Genomic DNA, 20,812 nt, shown 5'->3' with positions numbered 1-20,812 from the left:
ACGGAAAAATTGGATAAAAAACCGGGCGCTGCGCCCGGTCTTCTTCTGCTCTAAACAACGCTCGGCTAGCTCAGCCCGCGGTTTTCCAGCATCGGCTCAATCCTCGGATCGTGTCCGCGCCACTGGCGATAAAGTTCTGCTAAATCAGTGCTATTGCCGCGAGACAAAATCGCTTCGCGGAAGCGCTGGCCGTTTTCACGGGTTAAACCACCCTGCTCAACGAACCACTGGTAGCCGTCATCCGCCAGCATTTGGGTCCACAGGTAAGCGTAATAGCCCGCGGCGTATCCGCCGCCGAAAATATGCGAAAAGTAGCTGCTGCGATAGCGCGGCGGCACGGCGGCCAGATCCATATTCTCCGCACGCAGGGACGCGGCTTCAAACGCATCGACATCATCCGGGAGTTTATCCTCCCTCACGCTATGCCAGTGCATATCCAGCAGCGCCGCTGCGAGCAGTTCGCTCATGTCGTAGCCTTTATTAAACTTCGCCGCGCGGAACATGCTGTCGCGCAGCGCGGCCGGCATGATTTCCCCGGTTTGATGATGCCGCGCATAGTGGGCAAATACCTGCGGCTCGCTGGCCCAGTGTTCATAAATCTGTGAAGGAAACTCAACAAAATCGCGCGGCGTATTGGTTCCCGACAGGCTGGCATACTTCTGGCTGGCAAACAGGCCGTGCAGAGTATGCCCAAATTCGTGAAATAAGGTGATGACCTCATCCCAGGAAAGCAGCGCGCTATGTCCGGCCTTGGGTTTCTGGTAGTTACAGACGTTATAAATTACCGGATGCTGCGCACGCAGGGTGGATTGTTCAACAAATACGCCCATCCACGCCCCGCCGCTTTTGCTGTCCCGCGAGAAGTAGTCGCCGTAGAACAGCGCAATGCCCTCTCCGTTAGCGTCGATAATTTCCCATACCTGCACGTCCGGATGATAAACCGGAATATCGAATCGCTCGACAAAGCGAATACCGAACAGCTGTGTCGCCGTCCAGAACACGCCGTCGCGCAGGACGCGGTCGAGGGCAAAATAGGGCTTGAGCTGCGCTTCATCGATGGCAAATTTCGCCCTGCGCACCTGCTCGGCGTAATAGAGCCAGTCCCACGCCGCCGCGCGGAAATCACCGCCTTCATTATCAATAACTTGCTGAATATCCGCCAGCTCCTGCTCTGCCCGCGCCTTCGCCGCCGGGGCGATTCGCCGCATAAAGGCAAACGCCTCTGCCGGATCGCCCGCCATCTGATCGGCCATTGACCAGCTGGCGAAGTCATCAGCGCCCAGCAACTGCGCTTTGCGCGCGCGGAGCTCCGCTAGCCGCAGTACCAGCTCGCGAGTGTCATTCGCATCGCCCTTCTGATTTCGCGTCCAGCCTGCTGCAAACAAATTCTCTCGCGTCTGCCGGTCCTGCAGCGAAACCAGCGCGGGCTGCTGGGTCGTATTGAGTAAAGACAGCAGCCAGCGACCACCTAATCCCTTCTCCTGCGCGGCTTCTGCCGCTGCGCTTATCTCATCGTCGCTAAGCCCTGCGAGCTGATGAGCGTAATCCACTGCCAGACCACCAGATTTTACCGCCGCCAGCAGGCGCTGCTGAAACTGGCTTTGCAGCGCTGCCGCTTCGGTATTCAGCGCGCGAAGCGCCGCTTTTTGATCGTCCGCAAGCGTGGCTCCCGCAAGGGTAAAGCGTTGCCAGGTCACCTCCAGCAGACGTCGGGATTCGGCGTCAAGGGAGAGCGACTCTCGCCGCTCCCACACCTGCTTCACGCGCTGAAAAAGGGCATCGTTGAGCCAGATATCATTCGCCAGCTCCGCCAGCTCAGAGGAAAACAGCTCATCAAGCGCCTGAATGGCCGGATTGGTCTCCGCGCCCGCCATCGCGAAGAAGACATTGGTTACCCGAGCCAGCAGCTGGCCGCTCTGCTCCAGGGCTTCCAGCGTGTTGGCAAAATCAGCCGGCTGCGGGTTATTCGCGATAGAGGCAATCTCTGCGCGCTGGCGACGAACGCCCTCGTCGAAGGCCGGACGGTAATGACTCACGTCAATCAAATCGAAACGCGGCGCCTGATAAGGCAGCAGACTGACGCTAAAAAAAGGATTGTTCTCCGACATCTTCATCTCCTGAACACGATTATTCTGTAAGATTAGGCAACTCATTGATTGACCGCAATGATTACTCTGTTCACCGCCGCGTTCGGCGGGGAGGTCTGGTGATTTCCATTACCCGTCGCCGGGATCGCGTGCTATGGTATGAAGACACAAAAATCGTTGAGGAACAGTAAGATGATTATCCTGGTTACCGGAGCAACAGCGGGTTTTGGTGAAAGCATAACTCGCCGTTTTATCGCTAACGGTCACAAAGTGATTGCCACCGGGCGTCGCGAAGAACGCCTGAAAACGCTTAAAGATGAGCTGGGCGAGAACCTTTATACCGCCCAGCTGGACGTGCGCAACCGTGCAGCCATTGAAGAGCTGATTGCCGGACTGCCGGCAGACTGGCAGGCGATTGATGTTCTCGTCAATAATGCCGGGCTGGCGCTGGGACTGGAGCCCGCGCATAAAGCCAACATTGAAGACTGGGAAGACATGATTGACACCAATAACAAAGGGCTGGTGTATATGACCCGCGCCGTTCTGCCGGGAATGGTTGAGCGTAATCGCGGCCACGTAATCAATATCGGTTCGGTCGCCGGCGCCTGGCCTTATGCTGGCGGTAACGTCTACGGCGCGACCAAAGCGTTTGTGCGTCAGTTCAGCCTCAATCTTCGTACCGATCTTCACGGTACCGCCCTTCGCGTGACCGATATTGAGCCCGGTCTGGTCGGTGGCACCGAATTCTCTAACGTGCGCTTTAAAGGTGATGACGCTAAAGCCGAGAAAGCTTACGAAAATACCCAGGCTCTGACTCCGGAAGACGTCACCGAAGCGGTCTGGTGGGTCGCAACCCTGCCAAAACACGTCAACATTAATACCCTGGAAATCATGCCGGTCAGCCAAAGTTTTGCCGGACTGAACGTGCACCGCCAGGGCTAAGCTCTGTAACCCGGCCCGCGGGCCGGGTCTGGGCTGGAAGACAAAAAACGCGTAAAATAGCGCAAATACCTCATATAAAAGTAATCATCCATGGCCGCAGAAGCACAACTGAATCCGACACAGCCCGTTAATCAGCAAATTTATCGTATCCTGCGTCGGGATATCGTCCATTGTCTGATCCCGCCAGGCACCCCTCTTTCGGAAAAAGAAGTCTCCGTGCGCTTTGACGTTTCCCGGCAACCGGTACGCGAAGCTTTTATCAAACTGGCTGAAAATGGCTTAATTCAGATCCGTCCGCAGCGCGGCAGCTATGTGAATAAAATCTCGCTCTCGCAGGTGCGTAACGGCTGTTTTGTCCGCCAGGCCATCGAATGCGCCGTGGTGCGACGCGCCGCAGGAATGGTGAATGATGAACAGCTCTACCAGCTTGAGCAAAATCTCAATCAGCAGCGTACGGCGGTGGAGCGGCAGCAGTTAACGGATTTTTTCCAGCTGGATGACGAATTTCACCAGAAGCTCTCGCAAATCGCCGACTGCCAGCTCGCCTGGGATACCGTCGAGAATATTAAAGCCACCATTGACCGGGTGCGCTATATGAGCCTCGATCATGTGACCCCACCCGATATGATGCTGCGTCAGCACTATGATATTTTCCAGCCGCTGGTCGCCCGCAATCCGGATGCGGTTGAAAAAGCCATGCGCCTGCATCTGCAAGAAATTAGCGAGTCCGTGCTGCTTGTTCGTCAGGAAAACAGCGACTGGTTCAGCGAGGAATAAAACGAGTTGCGGCAGAACAGGTTATCTGCCGCGAGAAATTGACTTACCTGACAACCAGAACCGGTATTTTAGCGTGACGTAAAATCGACTCAGCGTTTGAACCAAGAAGATGAGTGGATATACCCGGCTTGCGGGAACCAATAACGATAACGTCAAAATCCTCATTGCCGCTCACCGCCAGAATTTCATCGCGCACGTTGCCAAAGACCACTCTGGAATGAATCCGCTCGGCGGGAATGGAGAACAGACGGGATATTGTCTTCATCTTTTTCTCCGATTCCTCACGCATATAGGCCTCAAACTTACGTATATCGGCCGCAAAACCGCGTAAAATTGAGCTGCTGCTGTTCGGCAGAACGTTGAGCAGCGTAATCTCCCCTTCATCCGCTGATGCTAAAAACTCAGCATGGCGAACCGCTTTGTCACTTAAATCCATTTCAAAAACGTCTACGGGCAGCAAAATTTTTTTGTACATAGTCCGTTCTCCTTTTTTCTGAGGAAACTTAGTAAGTTAACTCATCATGCCATATTTACTTCACCAGGAGAATGAATAATCACCCAGATAAATATTTAATTCATTAAAATAAACATCAGTTATTTATACTTAACTGTTGTTAGATAAAGTTATGTATATTCAACGATCTGGATCAAAGATTGCGCCTGACGCGAAATATATTTCTGGCGGGAAAAGCGTTCAGGGATAAAGCATGAGGGCAATGCCGCCGGGACCGGCGGCACGCGGGTGAAATAAATTAGTTTGCCTGAGCCCAGGCCGCTACGGTCGCTTTTGCGCCGTGCTGCTGCAGGGATAAATAAGCGCGAACCACCGCGTTCACGAAACGGCTCTCCTGGGGCAGGCTGGCACCGAAAATAGCCTCAATACCCAGCAGCGCGCGCACGCGTTCTTCGCCGTCTGCGCTATTCTGTACGGTTTGCGCAATCACCGGTAGTAAAGGATCGGAGATTTCAATCGCCTGCCCCTGGTCATCCACCCCGCTGACATAGCGCATCCAGGCCGCGACGCCCATTGCCAACAGCGTAAAGTCGCCGCCATGCGCCAGGTGCCAGCGAATCGAATCCAGCATCCGCTGCGGCAGTTTCTGACTGCCGTCCATCGCTATCTGCCAGGTGCGGTGCTTCAGCGCCGGGTTGCTATAGCGCTCGATCAGCAGACCGGCATAGCGTGCCAGATCCACACCCTGCACGTTCAGCGTCGGCGCCTGCTCCTCCAGCATCAGCGCACGCGCGGCGCGACGGTAGTTTTCGTCCTGCATACAGTCATTAATATGCTGGTATCCCGCCAGATAGCCCAGCCAGGCAAGAAACGAGTGGCTGCCGTTCAGCATGCGCAGCTTCATCTCTTCAAAGGGCAGCACGTCCGACACCAGCTCAGCGCCGGCTTTTTCCCACTGCGGACGACCGGCGACAAAGTTGTCTTCAATGACCCACTGACGAAACGGTTCGCAGGCGACGCCGGCCGGGTCGCGAACGCCGGTGAGCTGTTCAATTTTCTCCAGCGTTTCGGCCGTCACCGCCGGTACGATGCGGTCAACCATGGTAGAAGGGAAAGTGACACTGCGCGCAATCCACTCGGCTAATTCGGCATCGACGGCGCGGGCATAGGCGCAGACGACATTACGCATGACGTGACCGTTTTCCGGCATATTGTCGCAGGACATCACGCTGAAAGCCGGCAGACCTGCCGCCTTGCGGCGTGCCAGCGCTTCTACCACCACGCCCGGCGCGGATTTCGGTTGATGAGGGTTTTGCAAATCGGCAACAATCAACGGGTGATCTAACTGCAGTTCACCGCTGGCCGGCGAGTGGCAGTAGCCTTTTTCGGTAATGGTCAATGACACAATAGCGACCTGAGGCTCGCACATTTTTGCCAGCACGCTTTCCAGACCATCGACCTGGGCATGCATCGCCTCTTTGACCACGCCAACAATGCGGGCGGTCCAGGCATCCGCCGACATTTCGGCGACGGTGTAAAGTAAATCCTGCAGTTGCAGATCGGCGATTTGCTGCTCGCCACCGATCAGGTTCACTTCGGTATAGCCCCAGTCGCTGCCGTGTTCTGTCGCCAGAATATCGGCATATACCGCCTGGTGAGCGCGATGAAATGCGCCAAAGCCCAAATGAACGATGCGCGGAATAAGACGGTTGCGATCGTAAGCTGGCAGCGTGGCGTTCGCTGTTAATAGCATATGTTCCATGGTGGCTCTCATACTTATGATTTCTGGATCCCCACGGTAAGTGGGAACCGGCTGGTGAAATAAACCATCTCATGCAATTGGTATGATATCTTTGACTTTTATCAACTACCATACAAGAAGACGGACGAGTTATACTTTCGGTATTTCTGGGAATAAAAGAGTGAAAATGCCGGGCTAATGGCCCGGCAGAATGTTATTTACGGCGATCATCATTCGGTGCGGAGTTTGTGTTTTTTAAATATACTGCCCGTTACCCACCGCTTTATTTTGCGGCGCGCAGTCTGCGGCGTCATTCAGCAAGCTCAGATCGCGGTCACGCACTTCAGGCATCAGAATGGCGGAAATTAAGCCAATGATGGAGTAGCACACCAGCATCACAACAATGGGCATCCAGGAACCGGTCATATTGCAGAAAATACCGGCCAGCACCGGGCCAAAGCCTACGGCGACTAATCCCCCCGCCTCTTTTGAAATTGCCATGCGGGTAAAGCGATTACGTGAACCGAACATTTCCGCCATGGTGATGTTTTCCAGCGCAAACAGACCCAATACCGCGATATTATGAATGACGATCAGTGACGCCATGATGGTGCTCGCGCTATAGCTCTTATCCACAATAATCGACAGCATGGGGTACGCCAGAATAATGGCTGAAATATTAATAATAATATAGGGTAAGCGACGCCCCACTTTATCTGACAGCCACCCAAGGAATGGGATGGTAATAAAGCCGATAACAGAGCTAATCATTAACGCATCGGTAGGGATAGCTTTATCAAACAGTAATGTTTGTACCAGATAGCCCGCGAGGAAAGTTTGCAACAATCCTGAATTTCCCGCCTGTCCGAAGCGCAGACCCGTCGCCAGCCAGAAGGACTTACTTTTCAGCATGGCGCTAAAGGTTCCTTCCTGGGTCGCTATCTCTTTCTGCAGGACGCTGTCTTCGCTCACTTTCTCAAAAACCGGGCTCTCTTTCAGATTGAGACGCAGCCAGATGGCAAAGATCATCACCACTACGCTGGCCAGGAACGGCACTCGCCATCCCCACGCGACGAGCTGTTCACGGTCCAGCACGAAGAACATCACCGCCCAGATAGCCGTGGCGCTTAACGTACCGCAGTTGGTGCCCATAGCCACCAGTGAAGAGATAATTCCACGCTTACCTTTCGGCGCATATTCCGCCAGCATGGTACCCGCACCTGATATTTCGGCCCCGGCACCCAACCCCTGAATAATACGTAAAGTCACAAGCAATACCGGCGCTAAAATACCGACCTGGGCATAGGTTGGCAGCACGCCAATAAGCGTGGTACAGATCCCCATCATGGTGATGGTAATAAACAGAACCTTCTTGCGCCCAATACTGTCGCCCATTTTACCAAAAATAAAGGCGCCGACGATCCGCGCAATATAGCCCGCGCCGTAGGTTCCCATTGCCAGAATCAGCGCCATGGCGGCGGATTGCTCCGGGAAAAAAATCTCATGGAATACCAGCGCTGCGCCAAGGGAATAGAGTTGGAAATCCATAAACTCCAGTGCCGTGCCTAACCAACCAGATACGGCTGCACGAATGAGATCGGAAGTGGTTCTCTCATTTTTTACGGTAGTCATAATGATTATCTCTAATTGTAGAATACAGAGTCCGCACCTGTTGTTATTGGCTGAAGGTTAATAAAACCTTACAGCAACGTTTCCTGTCATTTTCAAAAAGCTCCAGTGCATCGATAACATGTTGATAAGCAAATTGATGAGTAATCAGCTCCTCCGGGTTAATTAAGCCTTGTTCCAGCCACTTTATGACCACCGGGAATTTATTGGCGTTAAGACGCGACGAGAAAATAGAGAGCTCTTTGCCGGTAATACCCTGCTGTGCAACCTGCGAAGGCTCCGTCGAGAATCCCATTAAAACAATTCTCGCCGCCGGAGAAGCCAGGGTGACCGCCTCTTGTAGAATCGAGGGATGACAGGCCGCATCGATAATCAGCGTCGGTAGTACCCCCTCCGCCTTCAGCGTATCCGCCAGAGGCACGACGCTGTTGTTAATCACCCAATCCGCGCCGTTACGCTGGGCCATCTCCAGGCGTTCATCAATGCGATCCACCACGATGACCTGCTTAACGCGATACACCCGCTTCAGCACCTGAATGGTCGTCAGGCCCATTGGCCCGGCGCCGTAGACCAGCGCGATATCCTGATCGGTTGGCGAAACGTGCCCGGTAACGTTGGCCGCGATAGTGAAAGGCTCAATCATCACCGCATGTCTGTCCGTCACGTTGTCCGGAACCTGCCAGGCATTTTTCGCCGGCACCACCGCGTACTCGCTAAAGCCGCCATCCCGATGCACGCCGAGCACCACCAAAGAGGTGCAGACGTTTGGTTTGCCCACCGAGCAAGGATAGCAATGGCCGCAGCTGATGACCGGATCAACGCTGACCCGCTGGCCGATGGCTTTGTCGGTAACCCCTTCTCCGATGGCGTCGATAACGCCAAAAAATTCATGGCCAATAACGCGCGGGTATTTGGCAAACGGATTGTGGCCGCGATAAATATGGCTATCGGAACCGCATATCCCCGCCAGCTTAATTTTTACCCGCACTTCGCCCGCGGCAGGCTGCGGGATCGGACGCTCTTCAATCACCAGTTCGTTGGGCTGGCGAATCACGATACTTTTCATTTTGACTTCCTTCTTTACCAGTTCCACAACGTGCCGTCTTCCAGACGCGCTACAGGCAAATAGGCCGGTTCATAGGGGTATTTCGCGGCCAGTTTTTCATCGAACTCAATTCCCAGCCCCGGTTTTTCACCCGGATGCATATAGCCGTTATCAAACGTCCAGCTGTGCGGGAAGACTTCCAGCATCTGTTCGGAATAGCCCATATATTCCTGGACGCCAAAATTCGGCACCCACAGGTCGAAGTGCAGCGCGGCCGCCATGCAGACCGGAGAAAGATCGGACGGCCCGTGTGAACCGGTGCGTACCTGATAAAGCGAGGCAAAATCGGCGATCCGACGCATCCCCGTAATCCCGCCTGCGTGGGTAATGGTGGTGCGGATATAGTCAATCAACTGCTCTTCAATCAGCTGTTTACAATCCCAGATGCTGTTGAACACCTCTCCGACGGCAATCGGCGTGACGGTATGCTGACGAATTAAACGGAAACACGCCTGATTCTCCGCCGGGGTCGGATCCTCCATCCAGAACAGGCGGTAATCTTCAATACTCTTACCAAAACGCGCCGCTTCAATCGGCGTCAGGCGATGATGCATGTCGTGCAGCAGATGCTCGTTAAAGCCAAATTTTTCGCGTACGGCGGCAAACAGCTGTGGCGTAAAATCGAGATACTTCTCGGTAGACCACAGCTGCTCTTCCGGCCACTGGCCTTTGGTTGCCGGCTCGTAGGCCTGTCCTTTACCTTTCGCCATCCCGTAGGTGGTTTTCATCCCCGGCACGCCGCACTGGACGCGAATCGCTTTAAACCCCATCTCTTTGTGGCGCGCGTAGTCATCCAGCACTTCATCGATGGAGTGACCCGTGGTGTGGCAGTAGACCATCACGCCTTCGCGCGAAGCCCCGCCCAGCAGCTGGTAGAGCGGCATGCCTGCGGCTTTCGCCTTGATATCCCAGAGCGCCATATCGATAGCGGAAATCGCCGACATCGTGACCGGACCACGACGCCAGTAGGCGCCCTTGTAGAAAAACTGCCAGATATCTTCGATGCGATGCGCGTCGCGGCCAATCAGCTGCGGACAGAGATGATCCCGCAGATAGGACGCAACGGACAGCTCGCGACCGTTTAGCGTCGCGTCACCTAACCCGACGATCCCGTCATCGGTGGTGACTTTAAGGGTGACGAAGTTGCGTCCCGGACAGGTGACGAAAACTTCAGCGGCAACGATCTTCATTTCTCATTCCTTACTTCTGTGCGGTTAGTGGGTAAAAGTAAACCATCAGACCTACTACCATACAAGTATAACGATCGAAAAAGACGCGGCAGATCACAGTATCTCATCGGGGATAAAAGCGGCGTGAACAGAGAAAGCGAGCGAGAAGGCAGGAAGAGATGGGCCGGGACAGCATCACCTGGCCCGGCTCACTCAGTATAAGAAGGCTATGCGCGTCCCCAGCCGGCCACAATAATCAGCATGCCGCACAGCGCAACCAGCGCGCCGGCCCAATCATAGTGGCTGAGTTTGACGCCATCGATAAAGCGCAGCCACAGCAGCGCAGTACACACGTATACCCCACCGTAAGCGGCATAAACCCGTCCGCTGGCCTCGGGGTGCAGCGTCAGAAGCCAGACAAAAAGCGCCAGCGCCAGGGCCGTCGGCATCAGCAGCCAGGGCGTCGCCCCGCGTTTTAACCAGAGCCAGGGTAAATAGCAGCCAATGATTTCGCACAGGGCGGTAGCAAAGAAAAGCAGCGTGGTTTTTAACATGCAAAGCGTCGTAAGTTGAACAAGCGTTAACGCATTCTACGCAATAATGGCCGTCGTTTACTCTGTTTTGTCGGGTATGCCGTCGAAAGGAGATGTAGTAAACTCAATCCAAGGGAATCGCTTAAAGGAAATCGTGATGAACACAACACTGAACAAACGCTGGTGCCTGACTGCCCTACTGGCGCTGAGCGCGGTGGTCTTTACCGCATCGTCATTCGCCAAAACGGACAAGCTGGTCATCGAATCCGGCGACAGCGCCCAGAGCCGCCAGCAGGCCGCCATGGAAAAAGAGCAGTGGAATGACACCCGCACTTTACGCCAGAAGGTCAACAAGCGCGCCGAAAAAGAGTGGGATAAAGCCGACGTGGCTTTTGACGCCCAGGACAACTGCCAGAAGAGCGCGAACGTCAACGCGTACTGGGAGCCTAACACCCTGCGCTGCCTTGACCGCCGCACCGGTCGCACCATTACCCCGTAATGAATGGCGCCCGCACGGGCGCCACAATCACCAAAACTTCGCTATAACACACAGGTACTCCCATGACTGACGCTTATCACGTCAAACTCCGCCCGCTTGAGCGCGAAGACCTTCGCTTTGTCCACCAGCTCGACAACAACGCCAGCGTTATGCGCTACTGGTTTGAAGAGCCCTATGAAGCCTTTGTTGAGCTTTCCGACCTGTACGACAAACACATTCACGATCAGAGCGAACGCCGCTTTGTCATTGAATGCGACGGCGAAAAGGCCGGACTGGTTGAGCTGGTTGAAATCAACCACGTGCACCGCCGCGCCGAGTTTCAGATCATTATCTCTCCCGATTATCAGGGGAAAGGTCTGGCCACCCGCGCCGCTAAGCTCGCGATGGATTACGGCTTTATGGTGCTCAACCTGTATAAGCTCTACCTCATCGTCGATAAAGAAAATGAAAAAGCGATCCACATCTACCGCAAGCTCGGATTTATGGTGGAAGGCGAGCTGATTCATGAATTCTTTATTAACGGCGAATACCGCAATACCATCCGCATGTGCCTGTTCCAGCACCAGTATCTGGCCGAGCATAAACCGCAGGGCCAGACGCTGCTGAAACCGACGGCTCAGTAATAGTCAATAGTGCTTTTGATGGTGTAGTGGCGGGTTAACGCAGGCTGCACGCTGTCGTCGACAACCTTAAGCTCGCAGCTTACCGGGTTGTCGTGACTGTCGTAATCGCAGGTCTGGCTTACGTTGCCCAGCGCGCGGTCATTGAAGGTGCTCACTGCGGTGTAGTCCATTTTTTTGCGCGGATCGGATGACGGCGTTGAGGCCACCGTAAATTGTTCACCTTTGGCTATGGTGGTTTTGCCCAGCGGATAGCCTTCTCTATCGTAGCAGTACGTCGCTGTACTCTCCTTGCCGCGAGCGGTGACGACAAACCCGTTATCATCGGTTTCCCAGGAGACCCCCGCCGAGGGCATTTCCGCCAGCTGACATTTGCCTTGTAAACGCAGGCGCTTTTCGTGGCTTTGCGCATCCAGGTAGTAGTTAGCGTCCAGCACCAACGCCGCGCCGGTTTTATTCTCCCGATCCTCAAATGCCAGCAGGTCAAAGCATCCTTCGCTGGATAAACGCCCTTTAACCCACTTCACCACTTGATCGTGTTCGTCATACAGCGTCTGGCTAAACGCTTTCACCGGCCCGCGCAGCGGATCGAACTCAAATTCGTTAGAAAAGCTGGCCATTTCCGGGGTGAAGGCCTGCGGCGCGCCCTTTTCATCGCAGGCGCTAAGAGCCCCGACAGCCAGTAACAGCAACAACCGTTTTTTCACGCGCGATTCCTTTTGTGCATAGTTCAATCATATTAGCAAATACAATTGTTTACACCACTTCTGCTATGCTTAAATCTGGATAACGTTAATAAGGAGTTTATGATGAAACTATCACCCTGGCTATGTGCGGCTCTGCTGCTGGGTTCGACAGCTGCTTTCGCGGCGCCGGATTCCTGCGAGCGGGTAAAAAGCGATATTCAGCAAAAAATCATCAACAACGGCGTCCCGGAATCGGGCTTCAGCCTGACGATAGTCCCGAACGACCAGCCCGATCAGCCCGGCGCACAGGTTGTCGGCCACTGCGCCAACGACACCTTTAAAATCATCTATACCCGCGACAGCGGTGCGCAGTAACCTCGCCGAATGTCTGGAGAAGTCTTATCCCTCGGTTGACCAGGGATAAGATCTCTCTACTCCATTTTAAGTATGATTCCTCACTCTCCACGCCGACCTTACGAAGGCGTTGGCATTACGCCATTATAACAAAATCATGGAGTGAGCAATGTCTAACCAGGAACATACCGACGGCCTTACCCGTCGAACGCTAATCAAATCAACCGCCCTTGGCTCGCTGGCTCTCGCCGCCGGCGGTTTATCGCTGCCTTTCAGCCTGACTCACGCCGCTGCCGCGGTGCAAGAAGCCGCTCACGGCGAGGAGCGTATCGTCTGGGGCGCCTGTTCGGTCAACTGCGGCAGCCGCTGCGCCCTGCGTTCACACGTGCGTGACGATGAAGTCGTCTGGGTCGAAACCGACAATACCGGCGCGGATATTTATGGCGATCACCAGGTGCGCGCCTGCCTGCGCGGCCGATCCATCCGCCGCCGCATTAATCATCCCGACCGCCTTAACTATCCCATGAAGCGCGTCGGCAAACGCGGCGAAGGCAAGTTTGTCCGCATTAGCTGGGAGGAGGCGCTGGATACGATCGCCGACAATCTCAAACGCATCGTCAAAGAGTATGGCAACGAAGCGGTTTATATTAACTACTCCTCCGGGATTGTCGGCGGCAATATGACGCGATCGTCGCCCACCGCCTCACCGGTTATGCGCCTGATGAACTGCTACGGCGGTTCGTTAAACCAGTACGGGACCTACAGTACCGCGCAAATTGCCTGCGCCATGCCCTACACCTACGGCAGCAATGACGGCAACAGCACCTCCGATATCGAAAACAGCAAGCTGGTGGTGATGTTCGGCAATAACCCGGCGGAAACCCGCATGAGCGGCGGCGGTATTACTTATTATTTAGAACAGGCGCGCGAGCGCTCCAGTGCGCGGATGATCGTTATCGACCCGCGCTACACGGACACCGCCGCCGGGCGGGAGGATGAGTGGATCCCGATTCGCCCCGGCACCGACGCCGCGCTGGTGGCGGGCATCGCCTGGGTGCTGATTAATGAAAATCTGGTCGATCAGGGGTTCCTTGATACGTACTGCGTCGGCTACGATGAAAAAACGCTGCCGGCAGATGCCCCGAAGAACGGGCATTACAAAGCGTATATTCTTGGACAGGGCGATGACGGCGTGGCGAAAACGCCGCAATGGGCCTCGCGGATCACCGGCATTCCCGTCGACCGCATCATCAAGCTGGCCCGGGAAATCGGCAGCACCAGGCCGGCTTACATTTGCCAGGGATGGGGACCACAGCGCCAGGCTAACGGCGAGCTGACCTCCCGGGCGATCGCCATGCTGCCTATTTTGACCGGCAACGTCGGCATTAACGGCGGCAACAGCGGCGCCCGCGAATCCACCTATACCATCACCATTGAACGCCTGCCGGTACTGACCAACCCGGTCAAAACCGCCATCTCCTGCTTTAGCTGGACCGACGCCATCGATCGCGGCCCGGAGATGACCGCCACCCGCGACGGCGTTCGAGGGAAAGAGAAGCTGGACGTGCCGATTAAATTCATCTGGAACTACGCCGGCAATACCATCATTAACCAGCACTCCGATATCAATAAGACCCACGAGATCCTGCAGGACGAAAGCAAGTGCGAGACGATCGTGGTTATCGAAAACTTTATGACCTCCTCGGCCAAATACGCCGATATCCTGCTGCCGGACCTGATGACCGTCGAGCAGGAAGACATTATTCCCAACGACTACGCCGGCAATATGGGCTATCTCATCTTTATTCAGCCAGTTACCTCCGCTAAATTCGAGCGCAAACCTATCTACTGGATCCTCAGCGAAGTGGCAAAACGGCTTGGCGAGGATGTCCACCAGAAGTTTACCGAAGGCCGTACCCAGGAGCAGTGGCTGCAGCATTTGTACGCGAAGATGCTGGCGAAAGACCCGGCGCTCCCGAGCTACGATGAACTGAAAAATATGGGAATTTACAAACGTAAAGACCCCAACGGTCACTTTGTGGCCTACCGCGACTTCCGCAAAGACCCGGTCGCCAATCCGCTAAAAACACCGTCGGGTAAAATCGAGATCTACTCCAGCCGTCTGGCGGATATCGCCGCCAAATGGCAGCTGGAAAAAGACGAAACCATCAGTCCATTACCGGTATACGCTTCTACTTTCGAAGGATGGGACGATCCTCTGCGCGAGAAATTCCCGCTGCAAATGTTCGGCTTCCACTATAAAGCACGTACCCACTCCAGCTACGGCAACGTGGATGTCCTGCAGGCGGCCTGTCGTCAGGAGGTGTGGCTAAATCCGCTGGACGCCGAAAAGCGCGGGATTAAGAACGGCGATATGGTGCGCGTATTCAACGCCCGCGGCGAGCTGCGCATTCCGGCTAAGGTGACCCCGCGCATCATGCCCGGCGTGTCGGCGATGGGCCAGGGCGCCTGGCATGACGCCAACATGAATGGCGATCGTATCGATCGCGGCTCCTGTATTAATACGCTGACGACGCACCGTCCTTCGCCGCTGGCTAAAGGCAATCCGCAGCACACCAATCTGGTCGAAATCGAGAAGGTTTAAGGAGTAAACCATGAGCGCTCAGTATGGATTTTTTATCGATTCCGCCCGCTGCACCGGCTGTAAAACCTGCGAGCTGGCCTGCAAGGATTATAAAAACCTCACGCCTGACGTAAGCTTTCGCCGCATCTACGAATACGCGGGCGGCGACTGGCAGGAGGACAACGGCGTGTGGCAGCAAAACGTCTTCGCCTATTACCTGTCCATCGCCTGCAACCACTGCGAAGACCCGGCCTGCACAAAAGTGTGCCCCAGCGGCGCCATGCACAAGCGCGATGACGGCTTTGTGGTGGTGAACGAAGAGGTATGCATCGGCTGTCGCTACTGCCATATGGCCTGCCCGTACGGCGCGCCGCAGTACAACGCGGCAAAGGGCCATATGACCAAATGCGACGGCTGCTATGACCGGGTCGCCGAGGGTAAAAAGCCGATTTGCGTCGAGTCCTGCCCGCTGCGGGCGCTCGACTTTGGTCCCATCGAAGAACTGCGCGAAAAGCACGGTCAGCTTGCCGCCGTCGCCCCGCTGCCGTCCGCGCACTTCACCAGGCCGAGTATCGCGATCAAACCGAACGCCAACGCGCGTCCGTGCGGTGATACCACCGGCTATCTGGCCAATCCGAAGGAGGTGTAAAATGGGAAATGGATGGCATGAATGGCCGCTGGTGCTGTTTACGGTGCTGGGGCAAAGCGTTGCAGGGGCGATAATCGTCAGCGGGCTCGGCTGGCTTTCGCTGAATAATAACTCCGAAGCCCGGCAGCGCCTGGTGCGCTGCATGTTTTTTATCTGGCTGGTCATGGGGATTGGCTTTCTGGCGTCGATTATCCACCTCGGCTCGCCGCTGCGGGCATTTAACTCTCTTACCCGGGTCGGCGCATCGGCGTTAAGTAATGAAATCGCCAGCGGCGCGCTGTTTTTCGCCGTCGGAGGAGTGTGGTGGTTGCTGACGTTTCTCGGCAAAATGCCGGCAATCCTGGCCAAGGCCTGGCTTCTGCTCACCATGCTGCTCGGCTGCCTGTTCGTCCTGGAGATGACCCTGGTCTATCAAATTAATACCGTGCCGACCTGGTATAATGCCTACACCACCGCCGCCTTCTTCCTGACGATGGTGCTGTGCGGGCCGCTTTTCGCCGCCCTGCTGCTGCGGGTAGCCAACGTGCCTTTTAACGGCACGGTCTTCGCGTCGATGAGCGTCCTCGCGCTGCTGGCAAGCCTGGCCGTGGTCATTTTGCAGAACAGCGAACTGGCGGAGATCCGCAGTTCCGTGCAGCAGGCCAGCGCCCTGCTGCCAAACTACGGCTGGCTACAAATCCTGCGTTTAGCATTTTTGGCGCTGGGCCTTGGCTGCTGGATCTGCCCGTTGGCAAGTAAGAAAAACCCGCGCATCGCCAGCCTGCTGCTCGGACTGATACTGGTATTACTCGGCGAGTTTATCGGTCGCGGCCTGTTTTATGGCCTACATATGACCGTCGGTACGGCGATTGCCGGTTAATGAATGGGTGCCGCGGCACCCTCTGCAGTAAGGAATAGATATGATGCAATCGCAAGACCGCGATGCCGTCGCACTCAGCGCCCGTACGCTGGGGGCATTGTTCTCCTATGCTCCGGGCAGCGAGCAGGCTGCTCCGCTGGTTGCCGCCCTGCGCGACGGCAGCTGGCAAAGTCAGTGGCCCTGGCCGGTCGCGAACGGCCTGGCGGCGCAGTTCGCTCTCGAAGACGATGAACCGCTGGCGGACGCCTGGCAGCGGCTGTTCATCGGCCCGTGGGCGCTGCCTGCGCCGCCGTGGGGCTCCGTCTGGCTGGATAAAGAAAGCGTGCTGTTTGGCGACTCTACGCTGGCGCTGCGCGAGTGGATGCGGGCTAACGGCATCGGTTTGTCTGAGCAACGCGCTGAACCGGAAGACCACTTCGGTACGCTGCTGCTGCTGGCGGCCTGGCTTTGTGAATCCGGTCAGGATGAGGCATTTAACCAGCTTCTGGCCTGGCATCTTCTCCCGTGGTCGGGCCGCTTTCTGAGCGTGTTTATTGCCGGGGCGGGAAACCCTTTTTATCAGGCTCTTGGTCAGCTGGCGCAAGAAACGCTGACGCGATGGCAGGCGCGGCTGCCCTGCGCGGTCGCGGATAAGCCGCTCTACCGCTAATGCCCTGACGTTATGCCCGCCCGCCGGGCATAACGCATTTAGTGACAACGTCACCTTTAGCCTCTTTCGCACTTATCGCTTTTGCGTCTATGCTTATTCCCGGTAAAAATAAGCCCCATTCCCCGTTAACCGAATTCGCTGATGCATCGTCTTCACGCTTATCCTGATGTTCAGGTTATGTTTCGCCGCATGGTTATCGCCATGCTGGTCGGCGTCCTCGCCGCGCTCGCGGTTGCCCTGTTTCGCCATGCGATGACCGGTCTGGAAAGCCTGTTTCTGAGCAATGACAGCGGAAGCCTGGTGAACGCCGCCGAGTCGTTGCCACCATGGCGTCGGTTGCTGACGCCCGCGCTTGGCGGCCTTGCGGCTGGCGCCCTGCTCTGGCTCTGGCAGCGCCGCACCCTTGCGCGGCCCCGTGCACCAACCGACTATATGGAAGCGCTCGAGACCGGCGACGGTGTGTTTGATACGCCAGCCAGCCTGGTAAAATCGCTGGCCTCTCTGCTGGTGGTGACGACCGGCAGCGCCATCGGTCGCGAGGGGGCGATGATCCTGCTGGCGGCGCTGGCCGCGTCGCTGTTCGCCCGCCGCTTTACGCCAAAAGAAGAGTGGAAGCTATGGGTAGCCTGCGGCGCCGCCGCCGGGATGGCCAGCGCTTACCACGCTCCGCTGGCCGGGAGCCTGTTTATCGCCGAGATCTTATTCGGCACCCTGATGCTGGCGTCGCTTGGCCCGGTGGTGATTGCCGCGGTGGTGGCCCTGCTGCTGACCAATCTGCTGAACGGCGATTCGGCTCCGCTGTATCACGTTGAATTCCACGAAACCCTGAGCGCGACGCACTATGCGCTGATGCTGGCGACGGCGCTGCTGGCCGGGCTTTGCGGGCCGCTGTTTATCTGGCTGATGAGCTATAGCCACCGGTGCTTTGTCCGGCTGCGCCTGTCGCCTCCGTGGCAGCTGGCGCTGGGCGGACTTATCGTCGGTCTGCTGTCGCTGCTCGCGCCGGCCGTCTGGGGAAATGGCTATAGCGTTGTGCAAAGCTATCTTCTTTCGCCGCCGCTCTTCAGCGCCATGATTGTGGTGTTTGTCTGCAAGCTGCTCGCCGTGCTGGCCAGCAGCGGTTCCGGCGCGCCGGGCGGCGTTTTTACCCCAACGCTGTTTGTTGGGCTGGGGATTGGCATGCTGTTCGCCAGCCTGACCGGACTATGGCTACCTGATTACCAGGCTATCGCGATAGTGGTTGGCTTAACCGGCATGGCGGCGTTTCTGGCAGCCACCACCCACGCGCCGATTATGTCCACGCTGATGATTTGTGAAATGACCGGACAATACGTTTTACTGCCCGGTTTACTGATTGCCAGCGTACTGGCGTCGGTGCTGTCGCGGACGTTACGCCGGGATTCTATCTACCGCCATCACCTCGCCGAGTATCGATAAGTCGATATACTGGCTCAGTTCACGCTGCTCCGCGCGCGGTAAGTAAGGCAGTTCACCGATCAGCGGCGCCGGCAGCTTTTTGCTCAGCACCTCGATGATTTCAGCATAATGCGCCAGGCCTGGGTTAATCCGGTTGGCCACCCAGCCGATCAGCGGCAGGCCGTCGTTGGCAATCGCCTGCGCGGTCAGCAGAGCATGATTGATACAGCCTTCCTGAATGCCGACGACCATTAACACCGGCAGCTGTTCCTGCACCACCCATTCCGAAAGCGGACGCAGGTCGTTCATCAGGCTGCGCCAGCCGCCGGTACCTTCAACCACCACATGTTCAACCTGGCCGCTGAGGCGCTGGAGACCATCCGACAGCAGTCCGTAGTTGATCGGGCAACTGTGCGCCACGCTGCTTTCATCTTCGCTTAACGCGATGGGATTGACAGCTTCATACGGTAACACCAGCGATGACACGCTCTGTAAGACCAGCGCATCTTTGTTCCGCAGTCCGTCCGGCGTCTCTTTACTGCCCTTCGCCACAGGCTTGTACCCGGCGACGCTTTTGCCGCTGGCAGCCAGTGCCTGCAACAGCGCACGGGAAACCACCGTCTTGCCGACAGCGGTGTCAGTACCTGTTATGAAGAAACGCTTAAACATCACTAACCCCACAGTTATGTTGATGAAATATACGGGAGAGAAATAATCAACTGTGGAAAAAGTCTACGCGATGCTGCCGGAAGCCAGCTTGAGATAGCGCAATTTTTGGTGTGAATATGAAAAAATGTTAACCCTGTAACAGTCGTATCAGCAGCGATCCGTTATAGAGGGCATCCTTTACCAGGGCCGCGCCAGCCATCGTTCCCCGGTTAGAAAACTGGGTGCTTTCCACGGCAATATGTCGGCTGTAGGCTGGTAACGATTGTTGTCGAATACAATCAGATATTGCCGGAAACAGAATATCCGCGGCGAGATTGAAGGGAGAGCCGATAAGGATTTTCTGCGGGTTAAAGAGGTTAACCATAATCGCCAGAATCCGTCCAACGTGGTTCCCGACGCCGCTGATAATGTCCCGCGCCAGTAAATCCCCCTGCAGCGCGGCCTGACATAGCCATTCAACGCTCAGCGGCTGCTGATGCAGCATTGAGCTCATCGACTTCGCCATGCGGATCTGCGCCAGTTCCAGCACGCTCTCCACGCTGGCAATGGTTTCCAGACAGCCATGGTTACCGCAATAGCAGCGTTTACCATACGGATCGACCTGGGTGTGGCCGATTTCGACCAGACTGCTGCTGCCCGCGTGCAGCAGACGACCGTCGGTGATCACGCCCGCGCCAACGTTATGGTCAATCACCACCTGAATCACATCTCGCGCTCCCCGGGAGGCGCCAAACAGCGATTCAGCCATGGTCCAGGCGCTGATATCGTGCTGAATGTAAACCGATACGCCGGTATGATTGGCTAAGATTTCGCCCAGCGGCATGTCCTTAACGTCTTCATAAAACGGCATCCGGTGGATGATACCGTGCTCGGTATCGATGATCCCCGGCATGGTGACGGCGATGGCGGTTAAACGCTCCAGCTTCTTTTGGTGACGAATAAAGAACTGGTCAACCTGATCGAGCAGCCGGCTCGCGAAGGGCTGAACGTGCTGTAACGCCAGTTCCAGCTGCTCTTCCACCACCAGCGCGCTGCTTAAATCCCGTAGCGCGAGGTGGATCTCGCCGCGGCTGATGCGGATAGAGAGGTAGTGCCAGGCTTCGGTTTCCACCATCAAGCCAACGGCAGGCCTTCCCCGGCTCCCTGGCTCCTGGATTTCCGTCTCCTGGACCAGATGCGCTTCCAGCATTTCGCGGACGATTTTGGTGATGCTGGCAGGGGCCAGCTGCGCGAAGCGCGAGAGGTCGATGCGCGACACCGGGCCAAGCTGATCAATCAGGCGATAAACCGCGCCCGCGTTGGTCTGCTTAATTTGATCGATATGGCCTGGCTGACTGTCCGCTACCACCGTTGACTCCCTTTATTTTCGCGCTTCGAAATAAACTGATGG

The 20,812-nt window shown here is 56.1% G+C and carries 20 protein-coding genes; 10 read left to right on the top strand and 10 right to left on the bottom strand.

Annotation, left to right across the window (positions count from 1 at the left end; all coding sequences use genetic code 11):
• Positions 1 to 65: 65 nt before the first annotated feature.
• Positions 66 to 2,108, bottom strand: a complete 2,043-nt coding sequence (gene dcp / locus JLG71_RS12910) for a peptidyl-dipeptidase Dcp (protein WP_200914265.1) — start codon at positions 2,106 to 2,108, stop codon at positions 66 to 68.
• Positions 2,109 to 2,279: 171 nt separating this feature from the next.
• Between dcp and ydfG the strand changes: the two genes are divergently transcribed.
• Both ydfG and JLG71_RS12900 read left to right on the top strand, forming a co-directional pair.
• Positions 2,280 to 3,029, top strand: coding sequence for a bifunctional NADP-dependent 3-hydroxy acid dehydrogenase/3-hydroxypropionate dehydrogenase YdfG (ydfG, locus tag JLG71_RS12905; protein WP_004851244.1), 750 nt, complete (start codon positions 2,280 to 2,282; stop codon positions 3,027 to 3,029).
• 90 nt (positions 3,030 to 3,119) lie between these two features.
• Positions 3,120 to 3,806, top strand: a complete 687-nt coding sequence (locus JLG71_RS12900) for a GntR family transcriptional regulator (protein WP_004851246.1) — start codon at positions 3,120 to 3,122, stop codon at positions 3,804 to 3,806.
• Positions 3,807 to 3,849: 43 nt separating this feature from the next.
• On the opposite strand, the gene JLG71_RS12895 is transcribed toward JLG71_RS12900, so the two are convergent.
• The 6 genes from JLG71_RS12895 to JLG71_RS12870 form a co-directional block, all read right to left on the bottom strand.
• Positions 3,850 to 4,281: a universal stress protein gene (locus JLG71_RS12895; RefSeq protein ID WP_025105778.1), complete on the bottom strand. Its 432-nt coding sequence runs from the start codon at positions 4,279 to 4,281 to the stop codon at positions 3,850 to 3,852.
• 277 nt (positions 4,282 to 4,558) lie between these two features.
• Entirely contained in the window at positions 4,559 to 6,022 is a 1,464-nt protein-coding gene (locus tag JLG71_RS12890) for a mannitol dehydrogenase family protein (RefSeq protein ID WP_200914310.1), read from the bottom strand.
• A gap of 234 nt (positions 6,023 to 6,256) precedes the next feature.
• Positions 6,257 to 7,633 carry an MFS transporter gene (locus JLG71_RS12885; RefSeq protein WP_029946863.1) on the bottom strand — a complete coding sequence of 459 codons (1,377 nt, stop codon included), beginning with the start codon at positions 7,631 to 7,633 and terminating at the stop codon, positions 6,257 to 6,259.
• 43 nt (positions 7,634 to 7,676) lie between these two features.
• A complete protein-coding gene (locus JLG71_RS12880) occupies positions 7,677 to 8,696 on the bottom strand; it encodes a Zn-dependent oxidoreductase (protein WP_025105779.1) in 1,020 nt (339 codons plus the stop codon).
• Between the two features lie 14 nt (positions 8,697 to 8,710).
• Positions 8,711 to 9,925, bottom strand: coding sequence for a starvation-sensing protein RspA (gene rspA, locus JLG71_RS12875; protein ID WP_004851257.1), 1,215 nt, complete (start codon positions 9,923 to 9,925; stop codon positions 8,711 to 8,713).
• A 206-nt stretch (positions 9,926 to 10,131) separates the two neighbouring features.
• The gene (locus JLG71_RS12870; RefSeq protein WP_004851258.1) at positions 10,132 to 10,458 is read right to left on the bottom strand and encodes a YnfA family protein; all 327 of its coding nucleotides are present in this window, start codon (positions 10,456 to 10,458) and stop codon (positions 10,132 to 10,134) included.
• Between the two features lie 136 nt (positions 10,459 to 10,594).
• On the opposite strand from JLG71_RS12870, the gene JLG71_RS12865 reads away from it, so the two are divergent.
• Together JLG71_RS12865 and speG are read left to right on the top strand one after the other, a co-directional pair.
• Complete coding sequence (locus tag JLG71_RS12865) at positions 10,595 to 10,936, top strand: DUF1283 family protein (protein ID WP_004851259.1); 342 nt, start codon at positions 10,595 to 10,597, stop codon at positions 10,934 to 10,936.
• Between the two features lie 62 nt (positions 10,937 to 10,998).
• On the top strand, positions 10,999 to 11,559 hold the full coding sequence (speG, locus tag JLG71_RS12860) for a spermidine N1-acetyltransferase (protein WP_004102449.1): 561 nt from the start codon (positions 10,999 to 11,001) through the stop codon (positions 11,557 to 11,559).
• On the opposite strand, the gene JLG71_RS12855 is transcribed toward speG, so the two are convergent.
• Positions 11,553 to 12,263, bottom strand: a complete 711-nt coding sequence (locus JLG71_RS12855; RefSeq protein ID WP_200914264.1) for a YnfC family lipoprotein — start codon at positions 12,261 to 12,263, stop codon at positions 11,553 to 11,555. The two genes, speG and JLG71_RS12855, sit on opposite strands and share 7 nt — an antisense overlap.
• A 102-nt stretch (positions 12,264 to 12,365) precedes the next feature.
• Between JLG71_RS12855 and JLG71_RS12850 the strand changes: the two genes are divergently transcribed.
• The 6 genes from JLG71_RS12850 to clcB all read left to right on the top strand — a co-directional run bounded on the left by JLG71_RS12850 (position 12,366) and on the right by clcB (position 18,774).
• Positions 12,366 to 12,617, top strand: a complete 252-nt coding sequence (locus JLG71_RS12850) for a DUF1161 domain-containing protein (RefSeq protein ID WP_004119709.1) — start codon at positions 12,366 to 12,368, stop codon at positions 12,615 to 12,617.
• Positions 12,618 to 12,765: 148 nt separating this feature from the next.
• Entirely contained in the window at positions 12,766 to 15,201 is a 2,436-nt protein-coding gene (gene ynfE, locus JLG71_RS12845) for a selenate/tellurate reductase subunit YnfE (protein ID WP_200914263.1), read from the top strand.
• Between the two features lie 10 nt (positions 15,202 to 15,211).
• A complete protein-coding gene (locus JLG71_RS12840; protein WP_032719195.1) occupies positions 15,212 to 15,829 on the top strand; it encodes a DMSO/selenate family reductase complex B subunit in 618 nt (205 codons plus the stop codon).
• A 1-nt stretch (position 15,830) separates the two neighbouring features.
• Positions 15,831 to 16,688: a DmsC/YnfH family molybdoenzyme membrane anchor subunit gene (locus JLG71_RS12835; RefSeq protein WP_200914262.1), complete on the top strand. Its 858-nt coding sequence runs from the start codon at positions 15,831 to 15,833 to the stop codon at positions 16,686 to 16,688.
• A gap of 40 nt (positions 16,689 to 16,728) precedes the next feature.
• Positions 16,729 to 17,337, top strand: coding sequence for a Tat proofreading chaperone DmsD (gene dmsD / locus JLG71_RS12830; RefSeq protein ID WP_025105784.1), 609 nt, complete (start codon positions 16,729 to 16,731; stop codon positions 17,335 to 17,337).
• Positions 17,338 to 17,478: 141 nt separating this feature from the next.
• A complete protein-coding gene (clcB, locus tag JLG71_RS12825; protein WP_064357329.1) occupies positions 17,479 to 18,774 on the top strand; it encodes a voltage-gated ClC-type chloride channel ClcB in 1,296 nt (431 codons plus the stop codon).
• Here clcB and bioD read toward each other — a convergent pair.
• The gene (gene bioD, locus JLG71_RS12820; RefSeq protein WP_004851267.1) at positions 18,727 to 19,422 is read right to left on the bottom strand and encodes a dethiobiotin synthase; all 696 of its coding nucleotides are present in this window, start codon (positions 19,420 to 19,422) and stop codon (positions 18,727 to 18,729) included. The two genes, clcB and bioD, sit on opposite strands and share 48 nt — an antisense overlap.
• A 127-nt stretch (positions 19,423 to 19,549) precedes the next feature.
• Positions 19,550 to 20,770 carry a sugar metabolism global transcriptional regulator Mlc gene (mlc, locus tag JLG71_RS12815; RefSeq protein WP_014229533.1) on the bottom strand — a complete coding sequence of 407 codons (1,221 nt, stop codon included), beginning with the start codon at positions 20,768 to 20,770 and terminating at the stop codon, positions 19,550 to 19,552.
• Between the last annotated feature and the right edge of the window lie 42 nt (positions 20,771 to 20,812).

This window comes from Klebsiella michiganensis, from assembly GCF_015139575.1.
Classification (GTDB): domain Bacteria; phylum Pseudomonadota; class Gammaproteobacteria; order Enterobacterales; family Enterobacteriaceae; genus Klebsiella; species Klebsiella michiganensis.
The sequence above is the reverse complement of the archived record's forward strand: the minus strand, read 5'-3'. Positions and strand labels throughout refer to the sequence as shown.

Bases quoted from the DNA above. Each gene is read 5' to 3' on its own strand.
- dcp (WP_200914265.1), bottom strand. From the start codon at position 2,108: ATGTCGGAGAACAATCCTTTTTTTAGCGTCAGTCTGCTGCCTTATCAG.
- ydfG (WP_004851244.1), top strand. From the start codon at position 2,280: ATGATTATCCTGGTTACCGGAGCAACAGCGGGTTTTGGTGAAAGCATA.
- JLG71_RS12900 (WP_004851246.1), top strand. From the start codon at position 3,120: ATGGCCGCAGAAGCACAACTGAATCCGACACAGCCCGTTAATCAGCAA.
- JLG71_RS12895 (WP_025105778.1), bottom strand. From the start codon at position 4,281: ATGTACAAAAAAATTTTGCTGCCCGTAGACGTTTTTGAAATGGATTTA.
- JLG71_RS12890 (WP_200914310.1), bottom strand. From the start codon at position 6,022: ATGGAACATATGCTATTAACAGCGAACGCCACGCTGCCAGCTTACGAT.
- JLG71_RS12885 (WP_029946863.1), bottom strand. From the start codon at position 7,633: ATGACTACCGTAAAAAATGAGAGAACCACTTCCGATCTCATTCGTGCA.
- JLG71_RS12880 (WP_025105779.1), bottom strand. From the start codon at position 8,696: ATGAAAAGTATCGTGATTCGCCAGCCCAACGAACTGGTGATTGAAGAG.
- rspA (WP_004851257.1), bottom strand. From the start codon at position 9,925: ATGAAGATCGTTGCCGCTGAAGTTTTCGTCACCTGTCCGGGACGCAAC.
- JLG71_RS12870 (WP_004851258.1), bottom strand. From the start codon at position 10,458: ATGTTAAAAACCACGCTGCTTTTCTTTGCTACCGCCCTGTGCGAAATC.
- JLG71_RS12865 (WP_004851259.1), top strand. From the start codon at position 10,595: ATGAACACAACACTGAACAAACGCTGGTGCCTGACTGCCCTACTGGCG.
- speG (WP_004102449.1), top strand. From the start codon at position 10,999: ATGACTGACGCTTATCACGTCAAACTCCGCCCGCTTGAGCGCGAAGAC.
- JLG71_RS12850 (WP_004119709.1), top strand. From the start codon at position 12,366: ATGAAACTATCACCCTGGCTATGTGCGGCTCTGCTGCTGGGTTCGACA.
- ynfE (WP_200914263.1), top strand. From the start codon at position 12,766: ATGTCTAACCAGGAACATACCGACGGCCTTACCCGTCGAACGCTAATC.
- JLG71_RS12840 (WP_032719195.1), top strand. From the start codon at position 15,212: ATGAGCGCTCAGTATGGATTTTTTATCGATTCCGCCCGCTGCACCGGC.
- JLG71_RS12835 (WP_200914262.1), top strand. From the start codon at position 15,831: ATGGGAAATGGATGGCATGAATGGCCGCTGGTGCTGTTTACGGTGCTG.
- dmsD (WP_025105784.1), top strand. From the start codon at position 16,729: ATGATGCAATCGCAAGACCGCGATGCCGTCGCACTCAGCGCCCGTACG.
- clcB (WP_064357329.1), top strand. From the start codon at position 17,479: ATGCATCGTCTTCACGCTTATCCTGATGTTCAGGTTATGTTTCGCCGC.
- bioD (WP_004851267.1), bottom strand. From the start codon at position 19,422: ATGTTTAAGCGTTTCTTCATAACAGGTACTGACACCGCTGTCGGCAAG.